The organism is Mycobacterium sp. URHD0025, assembly GCF_000426065.1.
Lineage (GTDB): Bacteria > Actinomycetota > Actinomycetes > Mycobacteriales > Mycobacteriaceae > Mycobacterium.
On record NZ_AUEQ01000007.1, the window covers coordinates 1 to 21670 of the forward strand.

Annotated in this window: 24 protein-coding genes; 9 read left to right on the forward strand and 15 right to left on the reverse strand. The window is 67.1% G+C overall.

The annotated features are described in order from the left end of the window. Together H977_RS0107630 and H977_RS0107635 are read left to right on the forward strand one after the other, a co-directional pair. A partial coding sequence (locus tag H977_RS0107630) for an IS3 family transposase (RefSeq protein ID WP_029107306.1) occupies positions 1-289 on the forward strand: 289 nt, incomplete at its 5' end. A 122-nt stretch (positions 290-411) separates the two neighbouring features. Then, on the forward strand, positions 412-1155 hold the full coding sequence (locus tag H977_RS0107635; protein ID WP_029107307.1) for a class I SAM-dependent methyltransferase: 744 nt from the start codon (positions 412-414) through the stop codon (positions 1153-1155). Here H977_RS0107635 and msrB read toward each other — a convergent pair whose 3' ends face one another. Both msrB and H977_RS0107645 read right to left on the reverse strand, forming a co-directional pair. Beyond that, a complete protein-coding gene (gene msrB, locus H977_RS0107640; RefSeq protein WP_029107308.1) occupies positions 1156-1572 on the reverse strand; it encodes a peptide-methionine (R)-S-oxide reductase MsrB in 417 nt (138 codons plus the stop codon). A gap of 80 nt (positions 1573-1652) precedes the next feature. Then, complete coding sequence (locus H977_RS0107645; protein ID WP_029107309.1) at positions 1653-2405, reverse strand: helix-turn-helix transcriptional regulator; 753 nt, start codon at positions 2403-2405, stop codon at positions 1653-1655. Positions 2406-2539: 134 nt separating this feature from the next. Here H977_RS0107645 and H977_RS0107650 point away from each other — a divergent pair, with 134 nt between their 5' ends. Next, on the forward strand, positions 2540-3112 hold the full coding sequence (locus H977_RS0107650; RefSeq protein ID WP_029107310.1) for a class I SAM-dependent methyltransferase: 573 nt from the start codon (positions 2540-2542) through the stop codon (positions 3110-3112). Here H977_RS0107650 and aftC read toward each other — a convergent pair. The 3 genes from aftC to H977_RS0107665 are packed head-to-tail and all read right to left on the reverse strand — an operon-like array spanning position 3104 to position 6840. Then, entirely contained in the window at positions 3104-4396 is a 1293-nt protein-coding gene (gene aftC / locus H977_RS0107655) for an arabinofuranan 3-O-arabinosyltransferase (RefSeq protein ID WP_029107311.1), read from the reverse strand. The two genes, H977_RS0107650 and aftC, sit on opposite strands and share 9 nt — an antisense overlap. A gap of 33 nt (positions 4397-4429) precedes the next feature. Further along, on the reverse strand, positions 4430-6010 hold the full coding sequence (locus H977_RS0107660) for an alpha/beta hydrolase (RefSeq protein WP_196808189.1): 1581 nt from the start codon (positions 6008-6010) through the stop codon (positions 4430-4432). A gap of 59 nt (positions 6011-6069) precedes the next feature. Then, positions 6070-6840, reverse strand: a complete 771-nt coding sequence (locus tag H977_RS0107665; RefSeq protein WP_029107313.1) for a pyrimidine reductase family protein — start codon at positions 6838-6840, stop codon at positions 6070-6072. Between the two features lie 34 nt (positions 6841-6874). Here H977_RS0107665 and zapE point away from each other — a divergent pair, with 34 nt between their 5' ends. After that, a complete protein-coding gene (gene zapE / locus H977_RS0107670; RefSeq protein ID WP_029107314.1) occupies positions 6875-7924 on the forward strand; it encodes a cell division protein ZapE in 1050 nt (349 codons plus the stop codon). On the opposite strand, the gene H977_RS0107675 is transcribed toward zapE, so the two are convergent. The 4 genes from H977_RS0107675 to H977_RS0107690 are packed head-to-tail and all read right to left on the reverse strand — an operon-like array spanning position 7921 to position 10215. Next, a complete protein-coding gene (locus H977_RS0107675) occupies positions 7921-8463 on the reverse strand; it encodes a GNAT family N-acetyltransferase (protein WP_051288766.1) in 543 nt (180 codons plus the stop codon). The two genes, zapE and H977_RS0107675, sit on opposite strands and share 4 nt — an antisense overlap. Next, on the reverse strand, positions 8436-8969 hold the full coding sequence (locus H977_RS0107680) for a hypothetical protein (protein ID WP_029107316.1): 534 nt from the start codon (positions 8967-8969) through the stop codon (positions 8436-8438). Before H977_RS0107680 ends, H977_RS0107675 begins: the two co-directional genes overlap by 28 nt. Before the next feature lie 45 nt (positions 8970-9014). Next, complete coding sequence (locus tag H977_RS0107685) at positions 9015-9440, reverse strand: PPOX class F420-dependent oxidoreductase (RefSeq protein WP_029107317.1); 426 nt, start codon at positions 9438-9440, stop codon at positions 9015-9017. A gap of 28 nt (positions 9441-9468) precedes the next feature. Continuing rightward, positions 9469-10215: a Clp protease N-terminal domain-containing protein gene (locus H977_RS0107690; RefSeq protein WP_029107318.1), complete on the reverse strand. Its 747-nt coding sequence runs from the start codon at positions 10213-10215 to the stop codon at positions 9469-9471. A gap of 166 nt (positions 10216-10381) precedes the next feature. On the opposite strand from H977_RS0107690, the gene H977_RS32690 reads away from it, so the two are divergent. Beyond that, entirely contained in the window at positions 10382-11728 is a 1347-nt protein-coding gene (locus H977_RS32690; protein ID WP_036475553.1) for a sensor histidine kinase, read from the forward strand. On the opposite strand, the gene H977_RS32695 is transcribed toward H977_RS32690, so the two are convergent. Then, a complete protein-coding gene (locus tag H977_RS32695) occupies positions 11675-12454 on the reverse strand; it encodes an SDR family oxidoreductase (RefSeq protein ID WP_051288730.1) in 780 nt (259 codons plus the stop codon). The two genes, H977_RS32690 and H977_RS32695, sit on opposite strands and share 54 nt — an antisense overlap. A gap of 46 nt (positions 12455-12500) precedes the next feature. Here H977_RS32695 and H977_RS0107705 point away from each other — a divergent pair, with 46 nt between their 5' ends. Further along, positions 12501-12845: a winged helix-turn-helix transcriptional regulator gene (locus H977_RS0107705; RefSeq protein WP_029107319.1), complete on the forward strand. Its 345-nt coding sequence runs from the start codon at positions 12501-12503 to the stop codon at positions 12843-12845. Here H977_RS0107705 and H977_RS0107710 read toward each other — a convergent pair. Then, positions 12833-13495 carry a FadR/GntR family transcriptional regulator gene (locus tag H977_RS0107710; RefSeq protein WP_029107320.1) on the reverse strand — a complete coding sequence of 221 codons (663 nt, stop codon included), beginning with the start codon at positions 13493-13495 and terminating at the stop codon, positions 12833-12835. The genes H977_RS0107705 and H977_RS0107710 overlap by 13 nt on opposite strands. A gap of 140 nt (positions 13496-13635) precedes the next feature. Here H977_RS0107710 and H977_RS0107715 point away from each other — a divergent pair, with 140 nt between their 5' ends. After that, the gene (locus H977_RS0107715) at positions 13636-14796 is read left to right on the forward strand and encodes a CynX/NimT family MFS transporter (protein ID WP_051288767.1); all 1161 of its coding nucleotides are present in this window, start codon (positions 13636-13638) and stop codon (positions 14794-14796) included. Positions 14797-14872: 76 nt separating this feature from the next. Then, positions 14873-16009, forward strand: coding sequence for a TDT family transporter (locus tag H977_RS0107720; RefSeq protein ID WP_029107322.1), 1137 nt, complete (start codon positions 14873-14875; stop codon positions 16007-16009). Here H977_RS0107720 and H977_RS0107725 read toward each other — a convergent pair. Continuing rightward, on the reverse strand, positions 15995-16954 hold the full coding sequence (locus H977_RS0107725) for a LysR family transcriptional regulator (RefSeq protein ID WP_029107323.1): 960 nt from the start codon (positions 16952-16954) through the stop codon (positions 15995-15997). The genes H977_RS0107720 and H977_RS0107725 overlap by 15 nt on opposite strands. Positions 16955-17224: 270 nt before the next feature. Here H977_RS0107725 and H977_RS0107730 point away from each other — a divergent pair, with 270 nt between their 5' ends. Then, the gene (locus H977_RS0107730) at positions 17225-18283 is read left to right on the forward strand and encodes a 3-deoxy-7-phosphoheptulonate synthase (protein WP_029107324.1); all 1059 of its coding nucleotides are present in this window, start codon (positions 17225-17227) and stop codon (positions 18281-18283) included. Here the strand turns inward: H977_RS0107730 and H977_RS0107735 are convergent. The 3 genes from H977_RS0107735 to H977_RS0107745 form a co-directional block, all read right to left on the reverse strand. Beyond that, positions 18280-19089 (reverse strand): hypothetical protein, encoded by an 810-nt coding sequence (locus H977_RS0107735; protein ID WP_029107325.1) that lies wholly within the window; start codon positions 19087-19089, stop codon positions 18280-18282. The two genes, H977_RS0107730 and H977_RS0107735, sit on opposite strands and share 4 nt — an antisense overlap. A gap of 116 nt (positions 19090-19205) precedes the next feature. Then, positions 19206-20804: a PPE family protein gene (locus tag H977_RS0107740; RefSeq protein WP_029107326.1), complete on the reverse strand. Its 1599-nt coding sequence runs from the start codon at positions 20802-20804 to the stop codon at positions 19206-19208. A gap of 131 nt (positions 20805-20935) precedes the next feature. After that, positions 20936-21592, reverse strand: a complete 657-nt coding sequence (locus H977_RS0107745; protein WP_029107327.1) for a biliverdin-producing heme oxygenase — start codon at positions 21590-21592, stop codon at positions 20936-20938. Positions 21593-21670: the final 78 nt, after the last annotated feature.

A 21670-nucleotide genomic window follows, 5' to 3' on the forward strand; every position in this document is an offset into this window, starting at 1 on the left:
TTCCGATCAGGGCTTCCAATACCGGCATTGGTCCTGGCGTAAGTTGCTCGGCGACGTTGAGGCGGTGCAGTCGATGTCGCGCAAAGGCAACTGCTATGACAACGCGGTCATGGAGAACTTTTTCGGCCACCTGAAGTCAGAAATGTTCCACCACAACCGGTTCGACACTGTCGAGGACTTCGCCGCTGCCCTCGACACCTACATCCACTGGTACAACATCGAACGAATCTCGACAAAGCTCAAGGGCCTGAGCCCGGTCCAATACCGGGCCCAGGCCCTTGCCGCTTAGGCTCCAAACGTCAGAGTCCAACTTCTGGGGACCACTTCATCTCCGGTGAAATGAGCAGTTTTGCGTCTGCTCGGCGTGGGAGTTGACCTGGGCTTTCAGCTCGCGGGTCTACCCTCGCGGGCATGACTGCTCCGCAAGAATCCGATCGCTTCGAGGAGATGTACCGCGACGAGCGGACGGCGCACGGGTTGCCCGCCGCCACACCGTGGGACATTGGGGGCCCGCAGCCCGTCGTGCAGCAGCTGGTCGCGCTGGGTGCGGTAACGGGCGAAGTTCTCGATCCCGGCACCGGACCCGGCCACCATGCCATCCACTATGCGTCGAAAGGCTTGTCGGCCACGGGTATCGACGCATCACCGGCCGCGATCGAGCGGGCTCGGCAGAATGCGGAGAAGGCCGGCGTGACGGTGGATTTCCGGGTGGCCGACGCCACGAAGCTCGAGGGGTTCGAGGGCAGGTTCGACACCGTCGTCGACACCGCGTTCTACCACGTGTTCGCCGGTGAGCCGGAGCTGCAGAACTCCTATGTGCGGGCTCTGCACCGGGCGACCAAACCCGGTGCGCGTCTGTACATGTACGAGTTCGGCGAGCACACCGTCAACGGGTTCAAGATGCCGCGTTCGATGACCGCCGGAGATTTCCGAGAGGTGCTTCCCGATGCCGGCTGGGAGATCACCTATCTCGGGACGACCACGTATCAGGGCAACATCAGCGTCGAGGTATTCGAGACGATGGCTGCCCGCAACCCCGACATGGCCGACCAGATGACTCCGCTGTTGGAGCGGCTGCGGGTGATCGAACCGTGGCTTGTCGACGGCCGGGTGCACATGCCGTTCTGGGAGGTGCACGCCACCCGGGTCGATTGATCAGTCGGTCTTGGGCACCAGCTTCAGGGAGATCGAGTTGATGCAGTAGCGCTGGTCGGTGGGCGTGGGATAGCCCTCACCCTCGAACACGTGCCCGAGGTGGCTGTGGCAGTTGGCGCACAGCACCTCTACCCGGCGCATTCCCAGCGTGGTGTCCGACCGCAGGATCACCGCGGCCGAATCGGCGGGGTCGAAGAACGACGGCCAGCCGCAATGGGATTCGAACTTCTCGGAGCTGCGGAACAGCTCGGCACCGCAGGCGCGGCACTCGTACACGCCTTCGGTCTTCGTGTCGGTGTACTCACCGGTGAACGGGCGTTCGGTGCCGGCCCTGCGCAGGACCGCGAACTCCTCGGGAGTGAGCTTGGCGCGCCACTCGTCGTCGGTCAGTTCCAGCTTGGGACCCGGGGTCGTCATGTTTCCACGCTACGTGCTGTCCGCCGATGTGCGCCAGGTGCCGCCCGGCCTCTCCCGTCCAGATCCGGATGCAACCGGACTCAGGCCCACACCAGGTCCCGGCTCGCGTCGCTGGGCGACATACCGAACATCTCGTGACAGACGCGATTCGCATGGGCGCTGTCGCTGAAGCCGGCCGCGTGGGCGGCGTCGGTCAGCGATGCTCCGGTGCGCACGGCTTCGACCGCGCAGCGCAGCCGCGCCCACCGTACATACGTCGGAAAAGACTGCCCCACTTGTTCATTGAAGAGCCTGCCGAGCCGACTCGGTGACAATGCGACCCCGCGCGCCACGTCGGTGAGGCGAACGGGACCGGGAAGCAGTCGTGGGATCAGTTCGACGGCAGCGAACACGCTGGGATGCCAGGTGTGGGCGCTCGGCCTGCAGTAGCCCTTCGGTGGCCGGGCCATCAGGGTCTCGAGCAGTTGTTCGGGTGGCAGCGCTGTTGTCCAGCACGACAATTCGTCGCCGGCCAGCACCCACTCGGCCACGTCCTCGCTGTCGGTTCCGGCTCGGGTGAACGCGCTCGGGTCGAGGAAGATCAACACCCCGGTGCTGGGATCGGGGATGCGGATCGCGTGCCGCTGACCCGATGGAATGATCGCGGCGGAGGCGACCGCCCGGCGCCCGCGTCCGTCGATCAGCTCGAACGAGCCTGTCCACGCGCGCACCACCTGCGTGGCGACGTGGTGATGTTCCTTCGCATCCGACAGCGACCCGCTGTAGCAGAGCGCGCCGGCCACGATCGCCAGTGCGCCCGACCAGGGCGCGGCACCGGCGCGATCTTCGCTCATCCGCACAATGTCTCACAGGACGTCTCACAGGACGTCTCACAGGACGTCTCACACGACGGATCTGTACAAGCTCTGGTGTGCCGTGGCGGGTCATGCTGGAGCCACACCGACTCACGTACTGACAGGGAGCTCCAATGCCGGCAATGTCGCAGATCGAACGCGCCTTCTGCAAGACCGCGCTGTGGCGGGGTGGCACGGGGCAGGCCGTGCTCGGCAGCCTCCCGGTCGATCGGTTGGGGCACGACGTTCTCGAAATAGGCTCGGGCAGTGGTGATATCGCGGCCCGGCTGCATCAGGTCGATCCGGAACTGGCCATCACCGCCACCGATTTCGACCCGGCGATGGTGCGCACCGCGGCCCGGCGGCTGGAGGCGTTTCCCGACGTGACTGTGCGCGGGGCCGATGCCACCGACCTACCGTTCGCCGACGATTCCTTCGATTCGGTGCTCAGCTGCCTGATGCTGCACCACATCGTGGAGTGGGAGAAGGCCGTCGCAGAGATCGCCAGGGTCTTGCGGCCGGGCGGCGTGTTCACCGGCTACGACCTGACCCGCACCCCGCTGGCGACCGCGGTCCACCGGCTCGACCGGTCGCCGTTCCGATTGGTGAATCCCGACGAACTCGACGAGGTCTGCGCGCGGCACGGCCTTCAGATGCAGACCCGGACCCGCCTGGCGGGTCAGGTCATGCAGTTCACCTCAGACTGATTCGGCTTCCCGGGGACGGTTCAGCCAAGGCGGGTCGATGCCTTCGTCGAGCCTGCCGTCCTGCTTGGCGTCCAGGTAGCGGAAGTACAGCACGCAGAACACGACCACAAGCATCAGCGACCAGCCGTAGGTGATCTTCATGTACTCCAGGAAGCGCCCCGTCGTCGGCCAGTGCACGAGAAGCCAGCGGTCCATCGTCATGAACCCGTAGATCGCCAGCCAGGCCGGCCAGTTGCGGATCACCGAGTTCGGCAGCACCACGGTCATCAGGAACGGGAACAGCATCATCGAGTAGTAGCCCTGGCCCAGGGACAGCACCAGGAACGAGGCGATCAGCAACACGCCCGACGAGGTCAGCATCCAGAACAGCGGATCGCGCAGGCGGTAGTGCCGGTACAGCAGCCACAGGCTGCCGACGGCAAGCAGCAGGAACACGATGCGCAGCAACAAGATCAGCCAGATCGGCAGTCCGTAGTAGATGCCGTTGCCCACGATCGAGCTGTTGAAGTAGTCGCGGGTGGAGAAGATGTAGGGCACGGTGTTGCGGATGAAGCCCATGGGGTCCGACACCATGAACCAGCCGACGCCGTTGAACAGCAGTGGCACACCGATCGCGGTGATGAATGTGTAGAACTGCCGGTTCAGCAAGGGCAGCAACAGTAGTGGTGCCAGCGATGGCTTGATCACCAGAGTCAGGCCGATGGCCACGCCGGCCAACAGCTGACCGTTCACCGTGCCCGCGAGCATCCAGCGGAAGAACAGCACACCGCACAGCAGGATGCATCCGTTGATGTTGGTGAACACCAGGGTGTTGGTCACCGACTCGGTGCAGAACATCGCGAGCAGCAGCGCGGGGAAGGCCACCGAGCTGAACGAGAACTTGAACAGCCGTACCAGAAAATAGGCGGCCAGAATGATCGCCACCGTGTTGAAGAAGACGAACCAGTATCGGGAGGCGTCCACCGGCAGATAGCCGAACGGGGCCAGCAGCAGGGTGCCGCCGGGCGAGTACAGGTAGTGCGGGTCGACGTAGTCGAAGTGCTCGTTGTAGATGTCGAGGCCGAGCTTGAAGTTGATCACCGCGCGGTACACCGGACCGAAGTCGTCGGTGATGTAGCCGTTGGTGGCCAATACGTAGCTGCGATGGATGATCGACAGAATCGCGACCGGCCACAGCACCGAACGCAGCACCGAGGCGATGCTCGGCGGAGAGGTGCGGGGACGGAACGAGTTCAGAAGACCGACTCTGACTGATTTGGTCGGGGATTCCGCTTCGGCCACCAGCGAACCTTATACCGACGCCGATCTGGCCCGGCGTCAGGCGGGACAGTACGTGTCGGTCTCCGGCAGTTTGCCGCTGTCGAGATACCCCGTCATCGGCGGCAGCGCACATGCGGTGTAAATGCTGGCGCCGTGCCCGATGCCCTGCCACATCACCCGACGATTGTTTGCCCCGGCGTTGATGATGGTCGCGGCGACGGCGGCGACACCCTCGTTGCCGACGATCGGGTCGTTGTGCACACCGAGCAGCAGCACCGGAATCTTGAGGTCCTGCGGGTCTTTTGATGCCGTGCCGCTGGGCCAGTTGAGACATTTGACGAGGTTGAGTGCCCCGACCGTGCCGAACTGTGGGTAGAGCTTGCCCCACGCGACCACCAGCTCGCGGACCCGGTCCGGCGTGGGCCGGTTCAGCGCATCGCTGCACGAGTTGACGAACTGGCCGTCGGTCTGGCGCAGGTTGTCGGCCTGGGTGATCAGGTTGGAGATCGGGCCGGCGTCACCGGCGCGGGCCGCGGCCAGGACGGTCCCCAGATTGTTGGTGGCGGCCACCCGGTCGCCTTGGGGGAAGCCCATTCCGGTGGTGATCGCGTCGGCCAGCGTGGCCACCGAGACGCCGCCGGGTCCGCGTCCCGCGCGGGCGTCGGCCAGCAGCGCGTCGACGGCGCCCTTCGGATCGGGGGCCAGCGGGCAGTTGGTGGCCACGCACTGCGCGGCGAACGCGTCGAGCGCGGCCTGCTGGCCCTTCACGCGCTGTTCGGCGGCGGCCTCGGCGCCGAGTGCCAGCGGCAGCGGAGAGTCCAGCACCAGCCGTGACAATTTGTTCGGGTGAGAGCCGGCATAGGCCAGTGCCACCTGAGCGCCGTTGCCGATGCCGAGCAGCGCCAGCGAGGGCACGTCCCAGGTGCTGCGCAGCCGTTCCAGGTCTTCGGCGGCGTGCGCGTTGTCGTAAGCCGAGTCGCCCGGGGCGATCGTGTCGGTGCAACTCGTGGTGGCCGTCATGGTGACCGCGCCCAGGTTGGCCACTGGATCGTCACCGGCCTGAAACTGCGTCTGGTCCAGCATCTCCTGGCGGTCATAGACGTCGCGGCAATCGAGTGCGCCGGACATGCCGATGCCGCGCCGGTCCACGGCGACGATGGGATGGGTCTTGAGAATGTCGGTTCCGGAGCGGGCCAGCCAGGTCGGCAGCTGTACCGAAGACGGGATGTCGGATCCGGTGGTCATCACCAGCGGACCCGCGTCGGGCGGTGTCTGCGGCGACCGGGCCCGCACCACGCCGATGCTGACCGTGCCGGTGGCGCCGTTGATCGAGTCCAGATCGGCGTCGTAGGTCGCGCAATCCAGCGTGACGTCGGCGGGCGGCTGGACACCGGCGCCGCTGAACAGCCGGGGGGTGCAGTCGCGCCAGGACAGGTCGTTCTTGGGCGCTTCGATGCCGGGTGGACCGGGCGGGGCAGCAGAGCTGGTCACGGGCTGTCCCTGCGGGTGGGCGCCCGAGTTGGTGGCATAACGCGGATCTGCGGCGAACAGCGGTGAACAAGCGGTGAGTAACCCCAGTGACAGGATGGGCACGGCGACGGCCGACCTTCTCAAGGCTTTCACCAGCTGATGACGCATGCTGACCACAGTAGCGACAGCTGTTTCGATGCTCCTCGCGCGAGCGCTCGTCGGCACCACTACCCGCGGACGTAGCGCGTGTACAGGTAGCCCTCGTCGTCGGTGAGCAGGTGCGCGGGCCGCATCCGGGTGTGCGCCTGGCCGGGACCGGTGGCGATGCGCCGGGCCACTCCGCCGACCAGCATCGGCGCCACGGTCAGACACAACTCGTCGAGCAGGTGGGTTTCGATGAGCTGGCTGAGCAGCGCGGGGCCTCCCTCGGTCAGCACCCGGAACAGCTTGCGTTCGGCCAGGATCCGCAGCGCCACCGCCGCGTCCACGCGGGTCGGGTCGGCACCGGAGGCGTCGAGCACCTCGGCGACCGCGCCCAGCCGATGCCGGGCGTCGGCCACGGTCTTGGTCGTGGTGAGGATCAGCGGCGGAACCTCGGTGCGGGTGAAGAATTTCGCTTCGGGATCGAGCTCGGCCGATGCGGTGATGACGGCGATGGGCGGTACCTCGGCCTGCCCGCGACGCTGGCGTTCCTGCCGCTGAGCGACCGACAGCTGCACACCCGAATAGTTCTCGATCCGCACGGTCGCGGCGCCCATCACAATGACGTCGGCGGCCTGCCGCATGAGATTGAACACAGCCCGATCACCCGGACCGCCCAGCCCGCCGGACTTGCCGTCCTCGGTGGCCCCGCCGTCCAAGCTGCTGATCATGTTGCCGCGCACCCAACATCTCTGCAGGTCATCGGGATATGCGTAGTAGTCGGCCAGTTGTCCGTCGGCGATCTTGTCGACGTTTCCCAGCACGGTCAGGGTTGTCCCGGCGGTGTCATCGGACATGAACTGAATTGGAGCACGTGGCTACGCTGCCTGCATGCACGGGTCCAGCGGCGTCGCTCAACTCGCCGATCGTCATCCCACCGTCACGCCGGAGCGGCTGGTCGCACAGTTGGTTCCGCCGCCGACGTTCGCCGACGTCAGCTTCGACAGTTACCGCCCGGATCCCGCCGAACCGTCCCAGGCCGCCGCGGTGGAATCCTGCCGCAGCTTCTGCGAGCAGGCTGCGGTGCGGCGCGCGGGCAAGAAGAAGCTGTTCGGCAAACGCGAGGTGCTGCCCGGGGTGGGGCTGTACCTCGACGGCGGGTTCGGCGTCGGCAAGACCCACCTGTTGGCCTCGACCTATTACACGCTCTCGAAAGGTGAGGCGGCTTCCGGGTATCCGGCGGCGTTCGCCACGTTCGGTGAGCTGACTCAGCTCGCCGGTGTGTTCGGCTACAACGAGTGCATCGACCTGCTTTCGGAGTACGTGGTGGTGTGCATCGACGAGTTCGAACTCGACGACCCGGGCAACACGACACTGATCTCGCGGCTGCTCTCGGCGTTGGTGGAACGCGGGGTGTCGATCGCGGCCACCTCGAACACCCTGCCCGAACAGCTGGGGGAGGGCCGGTTCGCCGCCCAGGACTTCCTGCGCGAGATCAACACGTTGGCCCAGATCTTCACCACGGTCAGGATCGAGGGGCCCGACTATCGGCATCGCGATCTGCCGCCGGCCCCCGAGCCGCTGTCCGACGACGAGGTGGCACGTCGGGCCGAGGGGGTCACCGGCGCGACCCTCGACGACTTCGACGCGCTGTGTGCGCATTTGGCCACCATGCACCCGTCGCGCTATCACGCGTTGATCGAGGGCGTCACCGAGGTGTTCATCACCGGGGTGCACCCGATCGAGGACCAGAGCGTGGCGCTGCGGATCGTGGCGCTGACCGACCGCCTGTACGACGCCGGTGTTCCGGTGCTGGCCTCAGGCACCAAGCTGGACACGATTTTCAGCCCGGAGATGGTGGCCGGCGGGTTCAGGAAGAAGTATCTGCGGGCCACGTCGCGTCTGCTGGCCCTGACTGCCGCTGCCCAGAAGACCGTCTAGACCGGTCGGACCATCACGTAGTCGTTCTCGATGCGCGTGCCGAGCCGGAAGGTCTTGGTGCCGGCGATCGTGAAGCCGTTCTTGGTGTAGAACCGCTGGGCCCGCTGGTTGTCCTGGTTGACGCCCAGCCATACGCAGTTGGCTTCGGATTCCGACGCGGCGTGCAGAGCGGCGGTCATCAGCGCCTGCGCCGCGCCGCTGCCGTGGCGGTCGGGCAGCACATAGATCTTGGACAGCTCGAGGGCGGGCCGCTGAAGCACCGCCCGCTGGACGTCGGGGTTGTCCGGCACACCGTGAATCAGCATGGCGTATCCGGCTATTGACGTTTCCCGGGCTACGAGCACGATCCGGTTCGGGTCGGTGAGGTACTCGCCGAAGCGCTCTTCGGTGAGGTTCTCGGCGATGAATGCGGCGACGTTGTCGGGCGTCACCGACGGAGGACAGGCCAGGGGGAAGGTGGCGGCGGCCACCGCGGCGAGTTCGGGAAGTTCAGCTGCCGTGGCGCGCGTGATCAAGGCAGGGGCGCGCCCGGCTGCCACAGATTCCACTGCGCGAGGTGCTTGCCCGACCGGGTGTCGGTGAGTACCACGTTGGTGACCAGTGCGCGGTAGACGTCCCAGTAGACGTCGCCGTTGACAGTGGATCCCGGGGGAGCGTTGCGCAGCGCCGCTTCGAGCCGGTTGGGCGCGTCGGTGTGCTTGGGTGCGTACGCGTCGGCGTACGGCGTCACGCCGTTGAAGGTGAACGCCAGCGCCATCGCATACGGATTGGGCGCCTGGATGGCGGTCACTGTGATCGGCACCCGCCACGGCCCGCCCTGGGCGCGCCACCGCGGCGAGCCGTTCCAGCCCCAGCCGGGCGGGACGTCGCTGGCGAGCACGTCGTGCACCGTGACGTCGGCGACGATCCCGTTGTCGGTCTGGACGCGCAGCGTCTCGCCGATGTTGCCGATCGGTGCGCCTTCGGCCGACGCCGCCGGCGGGGCCACGAGGGTGGCGACCGACACCACCATGGCCGTGAACATGAGTGCAAACCAGCGAGGCATGCCAGGCATGATCGCACAAAGTGAAACGTGTTACAGCCGGTTGGGTCAGGACACCCAGGGCCCGACGCCGCCCACCTTGTCGATCCGGATGCGGGTCAGCCAACCGGGCGGCGCGTCCTTCGGCGGGAACGGAACATCCGGGGCCGCCAGCGTCTGTGCCAGTTCCTTGAGCAGTTCCGGCGCGCCGCCTTCGACGATGCGGGCCGTGCCGGTGATCGCAAGATACGGGCGCATCACCTCGCCGACGCGGCCAGGATCGACGATCGTCACCGCGACGCGGGGATCGCGGCGGACGTTGCGAACCTTCTGGTGTTCGGACAGGTGGGCGATGACGAGCTCGTCGCCGTCCGGGGTCGTTTGCAACGCCACCCAGACCAAGGAGACCTGTGGGCTGCCGTCGGGGTTGAGCGTGACGAGCGTGGCGTCGGCGCCCGCGCCGATCAGTTCCCGTGCGGCGTCATTGAGTTTCACGCTGTGTTCTACGAGCGCGGGGCCGGTTTCATTCCCCGGAGCTGTCCTGGCCCTTTGCGGCGAACGGTGCCAGGGCGGCGGCCAGCTCGGTCTCGAATCGTGGCAGGTCGGCGCCGAGGCGGTGCAGCGGTCCGTCCTCGTCTTCGGCCTCGGCCAGGGCGAGCAGGATGTGTTCGGTGCCGATGTAGTTGTGGCCGAGCCGAAGTGCTTGGCGGAAGGTCAATTCCAGCGCCTTCTTGGCGCCTGCGTTGAACGGGATCAGTGCCGGGACCTCCGCGGCGGGCGGCGGGAGGGTGATGGCCTCCCGCGCTGATTCGGCGGTGATGCCCTGGTTTGCAAGGAGTTTGGCGGCAAGTCCGTCCGGTTCGGCGAACAGCGCCAGCAGCAGGTGCTCCGGGGTGATCTCGCCGTTTCCTGCTGCGTGTGCGGTGTTCTGGGAGACCACGACGACGTTGCGGGCGCGGGGGGTGAATCGGCCGAATCCGGCGTTGGGGTCGATTGTGGACGGGTTGAAATCGGGAACCTTTGGCACGAAGCGCTTTTGGGCTGCCTGCTTGGTAACGCCCATGGCTTTGCCGATCTCGGTCCAGGAGGCGCCCGAGCGCCGGGCCTGGTCGACGAAGTGTCCGATGAGGTGGTCGGCGATCTCGCCGATGGCGTCCGCGGCGATGACGGCGTCGATCAACTGGTCAAGAGGTTCGGTGTGAGCCTTCTTGATCGCGCCGATGAGGTCGTCGAGGCGGACGGGGTTGGTGATGCTGACGGGTTGGCTCATGCGTCAACTCTAGGTTGACGACGCGCCATCGTCAACCAAAAGTTGACGATGGCGGCAGACCGGTGGCGGAGCGCCGGGCACCCGCCCGCGTTGATCGGGCAAGATAGCGCCGGTGAATCTCGAAGAGCGCGTGATCAAGCTGTTGCGGCCCGTGCTGCGGCCGGTGATGCGCGTGCTGTCGTTGCGGACCATCGTCATCGTGGCCGCGCTCGGCGTCGTTGGTTTCACCATCATTCTGGGCACCTGGGTATGGATCGGTGTCACCAACGATCAGTACAGCCAGTTGGATCGGCGACTGGACTCGTTGAGCAGCCTGGGCGACGTCAGCACACTGCTCAACAACACACGGCAGGCAAGCGCCGGCATGATGCCCGACGACGGCGGCCTGGTCCGCACCGCCCACATCGGCGGTGTGAGTGTCTCGGTCCCCAGCGACATCGTGCTGCCCAAGCTGGAGAACGGTTACGCCAACACCACGATCGACGGAGTCGAGTACCGCGTACGGACGTTCACCGCGGGTCCGGCCTCGATCGCCCTTGGTGCGCCACTGGCCGAAACCCAACGCCACATCGACGAAATCCACCGGCGGGTCTTTTTTACGTGCGCGGGTGTGATCGGCGCGACCGTGGTGGTCGGCTGGGTGATCTCACTGGTGATGATCAACCCTTTCCGGCTGCTCGCACAGCAGGCCCGCGCCATCAACGCCCAGTCCAATCCCGACGAGGTACAGGTGCGTGGGGTGCGCGAGGCGGTCGAGATCGCCGAGGCCGTCGAGGGCATGCTGGCGCGCATCGGCAATGAGCAGGAGCGCACGAAGGCCGCGCTGGAGTCGGCCCGCGATTTCGCCGCGGTGGCCTCCCATGAGCTGCGCACCCCGTTGACCGCGATGCGCACCAACCTGGAAGTGCTGTCGACCCTGGACATGACCGCTGAGCAGCGCGACGAGGTGATCGGGGATGTGCTGCGCACGCAGAGCCGCATCGAGGGCACGCTGACCGCCCTGGAGCGGTTGGCTCAGGGCGAGTTGACCACGGTCGAGGATTTCGTGCCGATGGATGTCACCGAGCTGCTCGATCGGGCGGCACACGACGCGCTACGGACCTATCCGGGCCTGCGGGCCACCCTGATGCCTTCGCCGACGGTGCTGATGCTCGGTATGCCCGCGGGCCTGCGGCTGGTGATCGACAATGCCATCGCCAACGCCGTCAAGCACGGTGGGGCGACCGAAATCCGGCTCAGCGCAGTCAGTTCGGCCGATGACGTGCAGATCGTCGTGGACGACAACGGCTCCGGGGTGCCTGAGGCAGAGCGGGCCGAGGTTTTCGAGCGGTTCGCCCGCGGCTCTACCGCGTCGCGTTCAGGATCGGGGCTCGGCCTGGCTCTGGTGGCACAGCAGGCCGAATTGCACGGCGGCACAGCCGCTTTGCTGGAGAGCCCGTTGGGCGGTGCGCGCCTGTTGTTACGGCTGCCGCTGACGCGGGCCCGGGCTCGGGTGGAGGACGCGCCGTTCTGAGTCGGCGGCGAGGTAATCGGAGCCGCCGACGTACACAGTGTCGCCGGACGCCTTGGGGTCGAGCGCCGCGCCGGCGATCGCTCCGGCGAACTCCTCGACGGTCGGCAGCGATCCATGTAAGCGTCTCGCCTCGACCGCATCCGGATCGCGTCGGGCCAGAAGGCGCACGATGATCGTCCCGTCGATCATGTCTCCGGAGACTACGACGAAGGACACGCCCGCGTCGGCGAATCTCGACTGCATCGCCCGCAGGGCGTCCTCGCCGGCCCGTTTGCTCTCGGCGATCGGCAGGTAGTCGTCGGGTACCGATTGCTGCCCGTGGAAATGGGCCTGGTGGCTGGTGACGAACACGATGCGGCCACCGGGCGAGAGCAGCGGGAGCGCGAGTTCGGTCAGGCGGACCTGGGCATCGCGGTTGATCCGCATCGGGTAGCCCGCGTCGGCACCGAGTTCGAGGCCACCGGAAGCGTTGAGTACCAATACATCCAGCCGGCCGAACGAGTCGGCGACGTGCCTCATCAGGTCGGCCGCTGCGGACGGATCGCTGATGTCGGCACCGGCGACCGATCCTTGCCCGCCGGCTTCCGTGATGGCGTCGACGATGGCGTTGGCCCGCTTGACTTTTTCGCGGTAGTTGACGATCACGTGCACGCCTGACGCGGCGAGTTGGCGGGCCACCTCGGCGCCGATCCCACGCGAAGCGCCGGTGACGAGTGCGACTGGCATGCCTTGCCTCCATGCTTCTGATTTAGAACCAATATGATGGTTCTAAATGAGAAGCGCAAGTGGACCTGAGTTTGTGCGCCGTGGTGAGGACCCGGCAAATGCGCCCATGCTCGCGATCATGGAACTGCTGGGCCAGCGCTGGGTCTTGCGGGTGATCTGGGAACTCGAGCCTGGGGCCCTGGGCTTCCTGGAGCTGCGGCGACGCATGGGCAATTGCTCGTCGAGCATGTTGTCAGAGCGGCTGCAGCAACTTGTCGCCGCGGGGCTGGTAGTCAAGAACGACACCGGGGCATGGGAACTCACCGTCGCCGGCGCTGCGCTGGGTCAGGCACTGTCCGGATTGTGGGATTGGTCGGAATCCTGGAAAGCAGGGAACGCTCAGCAGTCCTGAACCGGTAATTGGGCGAGCAGCTCGTCGAGGAAGCCCGCGGCTTCGTGTCCCGCGCGCTCCACATCGCCGGCGGCGATCGCGTCGACCAGCTGGTCATGCGGGAAGATGCCACCGGAAGTGGCGCTCGTGGTCGCGACGCTGGCGGTGATCGCCTCGAGTAGGCCCCGGTAGATCTCGATCAGCACGGGGTTGTGCGATGCGCGCACGACGGCCAGGTGAAATTCGGTGTCGGAGTGGGCGAACTGCGCGTGGTCGGTGATGTCGGTGTGCGCCAGCTGGGCACGTAGCTCGGCGACGTCTTCGTCGGTACGCGCGGTGGCGGCCAGGCGGGCGCCCTCCACTTCGAGGCAGCGCCGGACCTGCAGCACGTCGCGCAGTTCGGATCCGCAGAGCCGGCGCAGCGCTGCCGATACCTCGCTGGTGGCGCGGACGTAGGTGCCGTCGCCCTGGCGAACTTCGAAGATGCCGTTGTGCGCCAGTGCCCGAATGGCTTCGCGCACCGTGTTGCGGCCGACGCCGAGCGCTGCGACCAGTTCGGGCTCGGTGGGTATCCGGCTGTCGACCGGCCATTCGCCGGAGGTGACCAGGGTGCGCAGCTGCTCGATGACCTGGTCGACCAGGCCGGCGCGTCGCGTTGTGGCGAGCGGCACTCAACGATCCTTTCATCCAATCATGGGATGTATGGCACTATAGCCGGGTGAGTAGGACTCTGCGCGGCGAATCCCGGAACGGTTACGAGCACGATTTGGAGCTCGAGCTGGACGGTGCCGTAGAGGTCCGTCCCGGGACGATGGCAGCAGGCGGAGCCCTACTGATCGTCGCGGTGATCCTGACCGCACTGAACTTGCGCCCGGCGATCACCAGCATCGGACCCGTCCTCGGCGAGATGCGTGAATCGCTCGGCGCCTCGGCTGTCTGGGCCGGCGTGCTGACCACCCTCCCCGGGTTGTGTTTTGCCGCGGCCGGCCTGACGGCACCGTGGTTGGCCCGCCGAATCGGCTTGGGCCGGGCGATCTCCGTCGGCCTGGTCATCCTCAGTATCGGCCTGGTCGTGCGCGTGCTCGACGGTCCGTACGTGGTGATCGGTGGAACGCTCGTGGCCACCGGCGGGATCGCCCTGGTCAACGTGCTCATCCCGGTCGTGATCAAGGGGTCGTTCCCGGCGCAGATCGGCCTGATGACCGGCGTCTACACCGCTGCCCTGCAGGGTGGCGGGGCACTGGGATCCGCGGTCACCCCGCCCCTGGAGCCGCTGCTCGGCGGCTGGCGCGGGGCCCTGGGCTCCTGGGCTCTGGTGGCCCTACTCGCGCTGCTGTTCTGGGTGGTGGGCGCACGGGGCATCAGCCAGGCGCGCACCGACGACGCGGCCTCGGGTGGGTCCGGGCGGTCGCTGCTGCGTAGCCCGCTGGCCTGGACGGTCACCTTGTTCTTCGGCTGCCAGTCGTTCCTCGCCTATGTCGCCATGGGCTGGCTGCCCCAGGTGTTCATCGACAGCGGGGTCAGTAAGACCGATGCCGGGCTTCTGCTCGGACTGGTGTCGATCCTCGCGGTGCCGATCAGCCTCATCGTGCCCCCACTGGCCGCCAAGCAGAAGAACCAGAGCGGCTGGATCGTCGGTCTCGGCGTGATCGGGATCGTCGGCACCGTCGGCCTGCTCGTGAATCCCGGTGCGGCGCCGCTGCTGTGGAGCTTCCTGATCGGTATCGGGATGAGCGTGTTCTCGCTGGCGCTCACCGTGATCGCGCTGCGCGCCCGCAACGCCGAGGACACCGCCCGGCTGTCCGGGATGGCGCAGGGCTTCGGCTATCTGTTGGCCGGTATCGGTCCGTTCTCGTTCGGGCTGCTGCACGACATGACCGCGGGGTGGACCGTGCCGTTTGTCATGGTGCTCGTGGTCTACCTGGTGCAGATGGTGGCCGGCGCGCTCGCCGGCCGTAACCGCTACGTCTGAGCCACAAGCTTGGCTTGTGATGCCACAACGTCGTGACGCCTACCGGTGAGAGGCTCTGCCCACCACCATTGGTGAGGTGACCACCTACGCAGCCGCCTATACAGCGGAGAGGCCGTTCCACACCGCTCTGCTGGCCGAATTGGACAGCGCGGGGTCAGCCTTCCGGCACATCACGCCCAACTGGTTCGCCTCGGTGATGGGCACCGGAATCGTCGCGACGGCCGCAGCCACGCTGCCGCTGCACATGCCGGGGTTGCACGAATTCGCCACCGCGGTATGGATTCTCGCCGCGTCTGTCCTGGCAGTGCTCACCGGGGCGTTCGCCACGCACTGGATCCGGTATCGCGATCAGGCGAAAGCCTATGCCGCGCACCACGTGATGGGGCAGTTCTACGGGGCGCCGGCCATGGCACTGCTGACCGTCGGGGCGGGGGCGCTGCTGCTCGGCCCCGCAGTCATCGGCCCCTCCGTGGCGCTGGCTGTCGACGTGGTGCTGTGGACGGCCGGTTCGGCACTGGGACTGGTTGTCGCCCTGTGGCTTCCGTTCGCGATGATCACCCGTGAGGACCACACCGATGTGGAGGCGGTGCCGGCCTGGATGATGCCGGTCGTGTCACCCATGGTGTCGGCCTCCACCGGCGCACTGCTGCTGTCACACCTCGGCCCGGGACAGGCGGGGATGACCTTGCTGGTGGTCTGCTATGCGATGTTCGGCCTGAGCCTGCTGGCCGGTCTGATCACCACGACCATGGTGTACTCGCGGCTCATGCACGGCGGTTTCAGCCAGGTGCAGGCGATTCCCACCGTCTGGATCGTGCTCGGTGTCGTGGGCCAGTCGATCACGGCGGCCAACCTGCTGGCCGCCCATGCCGGTTCGGTGCTCACCGACGCCGCGACGCTTTCGGCGCTGCATGCCTTCGGCATCGTGTACGGCCTGGTGATAGGTGGCTTCGGGGCGTTCGTGTTCTGCCTCGCGACGGCGCTGACGGTGCACGGGGCGCGGCGTGGGCTGTCCTTCAGCCTGACCTGGTGGAGCTTCACCTTCCCGGTGGGCACCTGTGTGACGGGTGCGTCCGCGCTGGGCGCCGCCACCGGCGCGGTCGTGATCTCCTGGCTCGCTGTTGCGTTGTACGTGGTACTGCTCGGTGCCTGGGCGACGGTCGCCACCAACACGTTGCGCGGTGTGAAGTCGGGTCGGCTACTGCGCGGCTGACGGTGGGCGGTGCCGACGTGACGCGATGTGGCTGAGCAGGTCTCGCACCGCGCCGGCCGGCGGAGTGCGGCCTCCCGGCCAGATGGCACGCAACTCGCGGCGCAGGTCCAGTCCAGCGATGGGCACCTCCCGCAGCCGGCCCAGGGTGAGATCGACTTCGACGGCCAGCCGGCTCATCACCGCGGGCCCGGCGCCGGCCAGCACGGCGGCGCGCATTGCCGCGGCCGAGGACAGTTCGATCGCGGGCTCGGCCTGCCGGCTCGACGGACCCAGCACGGACCGCAGCGCGGAGCTGAGCGCATCCCTTGTGCCCGAACCAGTTTCGCGTGACACCAGCGGAGTGTCGTTGAGGTCGGCCGGGCTGACCGGAGCTGATCGGCGGGCCCACTTGTGCTCCGGCGGCACCACGGTGACCAGTTCGTCATGGGCGATCACCCGACTACCCAAACCCGCCGGCGCGCCGGGGGATTCGATGAAGCCCAGGTCCGCCGCCCCGTCGTGCACCGCCGCGATCACCTGATCGCTGTTGGCCGCGGTGAGGATGACCTGCGGTGCCGTCGCGTTGCGGCGCGCCGCGTCGGCCTGCAGCGACACCAACCAGCGCGGCATGAGTTGCTCGGCGATGGTCAGGCTCGCCGCAACGGTGATCCGGCTGTGGCTTTCGCTGCGCATCGCGGCCAACCCGGCGTCCACGCGTCCCGCGACGTCGAGCAACTGATCGGCCCACTCGGCGACCACCACGCCCGCTGCGGTCAGCCGCGATCCTCGGGGGCCGCGCTGCACCAGCCGTACCCCGGTCTGCGCCTCGATGGACGCCAGCCGCGAGGACACCGCCTGCTGGGTGAGCCCGAGCTCCCGGCCTGCGGCTCCGAGGCTGCCGGTGCGGGCGATCGCCAGCAGCACTTCGAACGCTGCCAGCTCGGGCATCCGTGCACTGAGCGGCATGCCCAGGATCGTAGGGCGTGGCCACAAACCACGCTTGTGAACGCACCGGTTGTGACCAGGCGAGGGTCGTCGTGTAGCCTGGCCGACGTGACTATCGGTGTGTGTGCCAGCTATTGGCGCTTTATCAAGGCTCCGGGCGGAGCCGATAAAGCGCAGCACTAAGCACGCATCCACCCGGAGCCCAGGCAGTGACCATCGGTCGCTGCCTTTCGTCGTTACAGGGCGCCGGATCCATAGCCAGGTGCCCACCACCAGGAAGGCACCTGAAAAATGAATTTGGCGCAGATCGCCAACGCCCCGGCCACATCGGATCGCCGGGTTCGCAGCTTCAGCGCGATTCCCAGCCCGCACGATGTACTGACCGAATTCCCGCTGGGGGCGCGCCGCGCCGAGCGGGTGGCCCGCGACCGCGATGAGATCGCCGACATCCTGGCCGGTCGTGACGACCGCCTGCTGGTCGTTGTCGGCCCGTGCTCGGTGCACGATCCCGCGGCCGCGCTGGAATACGCCAGCCGGCTGGTCAAGGTGGCCGACGAGCTCAAAGACCAGCTCAAGATCGTGATGCGGGTGTACTTCGAAAAGCCGCGCACCACGATCGGCTGGAAGGGTCTGATCAACGACCCCGGCATGGACGGCACTTACGATGTCGCACGTGGCCTCCGGGTGGCCCGTCAGCTGCTGCTCGACATCATCGACATCGGCCTGCCGGTCGGCTGTGAGTTCCTCGAACCGACCAGCCCGCAGTACATCGCCGATGCCGTCGCCTGGGGCGCGATCGGTGCCCGGACCACCGAGTCGCAGGTGCACCGCCAGCTGGCATCCGGCCTGTCGATGCCCGTCGGGTTCAAGAATGGCACCGACGGCAATATCCAGGTCGCCGTCGACGGCGTGAAAGCCGCTGCCGCCGAGCATGTTTTCTTCGGCATGGACGATATGGGCCGCGGCGCGGTGGTGAGCACCGAAGGTAACGAGGACTGCCATGTGATCCTGCGCGGAGGCACCGACGGACCCAATTACGGCGCCGACGCGGTGGCCGATGTCGCAGCCAAGCTGGCTGGTGCCGGATTGCCCGGTCGGGTCGTGATCGATTGCAGCCACGCCAATTCGGGTAAGGATCATGTCCGCCAGGCATCGGTGGCCGGCGAAGTGGCTCAGCTGGTTCGCGATGGACTGCCGATCAGCGGTGTGATGCTGGAGAGCTTCCTGGTCGCCGGTGCCCAGTCGCCCGAGGCTCGCCCGCTCACCTACGGCCAGTCGGTCACCGACAAGTGCATGGATTGGGACGCAACCGATCTGGTGCTGCGGGAGCTGGCCAAGCGCGAAGGTTAGTTTCCGCTCGGCTTGCGGTACTGGCCGCTGGGATCACGGTCGAACGTGGGCGGTGCTGCGGGGTCGAGTTCGATGAGGACATCGCCCGTGTCGTCGGGCGCGCTGAAGACGACGACGCGGGATCCCGCCAACGGGACCCGGGTGGGATCGGCGACCATGTTCGCGGTCACCACCCGGCGTCCGTTCGGCCCGTCGAACGCAACGGTGACGGTGAACTGAGGGTCGTCCGCGGTCCAGCGTTTCAGGAACTTCACGGTGCGCAGCTCTCCCTGCGAACGCACGCCGTGCCGGCGTAGCGCCGTCAACCAGTCCCGGCGGCGGCGGGTGTAACGGATGCCCCGCCAGGCCGCGAGTGTGGCGATCGCCGCGCCGGCCGAGCACACGACGCTGACCATGGCCAACACCCCGCCGGTGAAATCTCTGAACCAGACGGCGGCGCCGAGCAACCCGACCGCGGCACCCGACAATGCGGGTATCCATGCGATCCAATTGCCGGTCCTGCGTTGCCCGAACGTATCGCGGGCCTCGTCGGCGACGATGCCGGCAAGGATGGCGGGGAGAAACGAACCGACGATCGACGCGACGCCCAACCACGTCGACGGATGGTGACTCTGCATGCTGTGAAACCAGAAAGCCGCTCCGACGGCGACCGGAACCCACAGGATGAAAGTGAGCACGGCGAAGAACCGCAGCCTTTCCGACGGCTGGGAGGTCGGCACCGTGATGCCGCTGTGCTTCTCCACGGTCGAGAAGTGCGGGAGCGAACTTTCCCAGCTGCCGGGCTGCTGCGCGGTATCGGCGGTCATGCGGTGCTCCCTTCGCTCGGAGTCACCAGTATTGCCACGAGATGCCGGATGTTGGGCGTCACGGACGGCCGCGGCGCCAACTCTCACGAATTGTTCACCGCCTCAACACAGATCGGTTAGGCGCCGCTCTCTTTTTCCGTGGTGGACTTCGCGTCCGCCTCGGTCTGCCAGCTGCCCGGCATCATCGGGGTCGCGGTGCCGCTGCCGAATGTGTCGTCGGCCAGTGTGGTCAGCCCGGCCGGTCCGGCAATGGCGGATTTCTCAGCGGTGCCGGTGAATCCGAGGTTTCCGGCACCGCTGCCGGAGGCAGTGGTGGTGACGTGTTGCTCGGCTGGTGGCGTGGCGGGGTCACCGTCGGCCGTCAGGAACTCGTAACGGTATCCACGGTCCTTGGCGGTCCCGCCGCGACGCTTACGGGTCTGCGCCCGTCGCTTGTTGATGGCGGCGGCGGTTGCGGCGGCCGCCGCGGTTGCTCCGACGGAGTCGGAGGCCTGGGCGGTGGCGCTGTGGCGCATGGTGGGGCCGAAGCCGAATCCGGATCCGCCGCCGGGGACTGCATAGATGCTGGTTTCCGTGCCTGCGGTCATCGGCGTGGGCGACGGCGCCGGCGTGACCGGCGCTGAACCAGGTGTCGGCGCGGTCGGTGCGCCTGCGGGCACCGATGGAGCGGAGGGGCCGGGGAGTGCGGCGATCGCGGGGTGCTCGGTCGGCTCGGCGACGGCCTCGGGGGCGGGCGCGTCGATCGGAATATCGTAGGCCTGCGCCAGTCCGATGAGCCCGAGCATGCCGAGCATCGCGGGGGAGGCCGCAGCGACCGCCGCGGCATAGAGCGGGGTTCCCAGCACGGCGAACACCGCCGTGTAGGCACCGAGGAAGAACACGTTGATGTAGGTGGTGAACAACAACGACGGATCGGCGATGATCTCGGCGAGGACCTGCGGAATCCGCCATGGCTCGAGAATGAATTCCCTGAGCTGGTCGTACATTCCATAGAAGTGCTCGGACTCCCCGGCCAGCCAGTTCCCGATCGGATCGTTGGCCTTGACCCACTCGACGAACTCCTCGTACGAACTGATCAAGTCGCTCAGGCTGAGGGAAGAGCCAGATTCGGTGGCCCTGGCTGTGGTCGCGGATTGCATCATCGTGGCCGACGCCGCACCCGCTTCGCCGACGCCCGGCGCCATCAGCAGCGGGGCCGCAGTGGACGGCGGTGCGGTGGTTACCGCGACCTCAGAGGCGGCCTGGTAGACGGTCATCGTGGTCGCGGCCTGGATCCACATGCGCACGTAGTCGGCTTCGTTGACGGCGATCGGGACCGTGTTGATCCCGAAGAAGTTGGTGGCCACCAGCACACCGAGGGTTACGCGGTTGGCGGCCAGCTCGGCCAGCGTCGGCATCGCCGCGAGGGCCGCGGTGTAGGACGCCGCCGCGGTCTCGATCTGGGCGGCCACCCCGGCGGTGCTCGCACTGGTTTCGCTCAGCCAGGCCAGGTAGGGAACATGCGCCGCCGTGTACCGCTCGGCGCTCGGACCTTCCCAGGCGCCGGCCTGCACGGTGCCCATCAAGGCGGTCAATTCGATTGCCGCCATGGAGTATTCGGTACTCAGCGAGCTCCATGCGCCGGCGGCTGCCAGCAGCGGTCCGGCGCCGGGGCCGCTGCTGAGCAGGGCGGAGTGGACTTCGGGGGGTACGGCCATCCAGACGGGGGCGGTCATCGCGCCGGCGTCTCCTTTCGATCGCTTTGCTCCCCCACCTAGCAAGTATGGTTAGCATAAGCTAACTTCAACCGAATTGGGGTATGAACTTCCTATGTTTTGGCGGAATCGTCAATTTGGGTGGGCTGAGGTCAGCGGCCGTAAGTGGGCAGCTTCTCGGCGAGTTCGTTGAACACGCGCTGGTTGAGGCCGAAGGCCAGTTTCACCTCGGCGACGACGCGGTCGATCTCATCGGCCTCGAGGCCGAGTCCGTCGAGGCGGTCGCGGTAGGCGTCCTTGTACGGCTTGGGACGCATCGGGAAGTCGTAGAACGCCAGACCTTCGCCGTCGAGGTCGAACGAGCGCGCCAAGATGCGACCGATGGCCTGGCCGCCGGAAAGGTCACCGAGGTAGCGGGTGTAGTGGTGTGCCACCAGCGCACCGCCCCAAGGGGATTCGGTGAAACGAGCGCAGTAGGCGCGTATCGCGGGTGAGTCGACGTCGCGATCCGCGCCGGGGGCCCAATGAGCCAGATCGGCGTCGATGGCGTCCAACCGCTCAAGTGCGGGGTCGTACACGGCGCGGACGAGCGGGTCGTCGCGGTGCTCGCGGACGGCGGCCTCCAGCGCGGCGTAGATCGCCCGCAGCCGCAGCAGATAGTCGATGTAGCCCTGCTCGTTGACCCGGCCGCTGAGTAGTTCGGTGACGAATGGCGACTGCTCGGCGGCCTCGTGCTGGTCGGTCGAGTCCTGACGCATGGCGGCGGACAGCGAACGGACGGACTCGGCTGCGACGGCGCTCGGCGGCATACTCGGCTCCACTTGGTAGGGCTCAACTTTGACAGCTTGTCAGCATGATGCTGACAAGCTGTCGGAAACCTAACACGG

Coding starts and splice junctions, on each gene's coding strand:
- H977_RS0107635 (WP_029107307.1), top strand. CDS start 412: ATGACTGCTCCGCAAGAATCCGATCGCTTCGAGGAGATGTACCGCGAC.
- msrB (WP_029107308.1), bottom strand. CDS start 1,572: ATGACGACCCCGGGTCCCAAGCTGGAACTGACCGACGACGAGTGGCGC.
- H977_RS0107645 (WP_029107309.1), bottom strand. CDS start 2,405: ATGAGCGAAGATCGCGCCGGTGCCGCGCCCTGGTCGGGCGCACTGGCG.
- H977_RS0107650 (WP_029107310.1), top strand. CDS start 2,540: ATGCCGGCAATGTCGCAGATCGAACGCGCCTTCTGCAAGACCGCGCTG.
- H977_RS0107660 (WP_196808189.1), bottom strand. CDS start 6,010: ATGCGTCATCAGCTGGTGAAAGCCTTGAGAAGGTCGGCCGTCGCCGTG.
- H977_RS0107665 (WP_029107313.1), bottom strand. CDS start 6,840: ATGTCCGATGACACCGCCGGGACAACCCTGACCGTGCTGGGAAACGTC.
- zapE (WP_029107314.1), top strand. CDS start 6,875: ATGCACGGGTCCAGCGGCGTCGCTCAACTCGCCGATCGTCATCCCACC.
- H977_RS0107680 (WP_029107316.1), bottom strand. CDS start 8,969: ATGCCTCGCTGGTTTGCACTCATGTTCACGGCCATGGTGGTGTCGGTC.
- H977_RS0107690 (WP_029107318.1), bottom strand. CDS start 10,215: ATGAGCCAACCCGTCAGCATCACCAACCCCGTCCGCCTCGACGACCTC.
- H977_RS32690 (WP_036475553.1), top strand. CDS start 10,382: ATGCGCGTGCTGTCGTTGCGGACCATCGTCATCGTGGCCGCGCTCGGC.
- H977_RS32695 (WP_051288730.1), bottom strand. CDS start 12,454: ATGCCAGTCGCACTCGTCACCGGCGCTTCGCGTGGGATCGGCGCCGAG.
- H977_RS0107705 (WP_029107319.1), top strand. CDS start 12,501: ATGAGAAGCGCAAGTGGACCTGAGTTTGTGCGCCGTGGTGAGGACCCG.
- H977_RS0107715 (WP_051288767.1), top strand. CDS start 13,636: ATGGCAGCAGGCGGAGCCCTACTGATCGTCGCGGTGATCCTGACCGCA.
- H977_RS0107725 (WP_029107323.1), bottom strand. CDS start 16,954: ATGCCGCTCAGTGCACGGATGCCCGAGCTGGCAGCGTTCGAAGTGCTG.
- H977_RS0107730 (WP_029107324.1), top strand. CDS start 17,225: ATGAATTTGGCGCAGATCGCCAACGCCCCGGCCACATCGGATCGCCGG.
- H977_RS0107735 (WP_029107325.1), bottom strand. CDS start 19,089: ATGACCGCCGATACCGCGCAGCAGCCCGGCAGCTGGGAAAGTTCGCTC.
- H977_RS0107740 (WP_029107326.1), bottom strand. CDS start 20,804: ATGACCGCCCCCGTCTGGATGGCCGTACCCCCCGAAGTCCACTCCGCC.
- H977_RS0107745 (WP_029107327.1), bottom strand. CDS start 21,592: ATGCCGCCGAGCGCCGTCGCAGCCGAGTCCGTCCGTTCGCTGTCCGCC.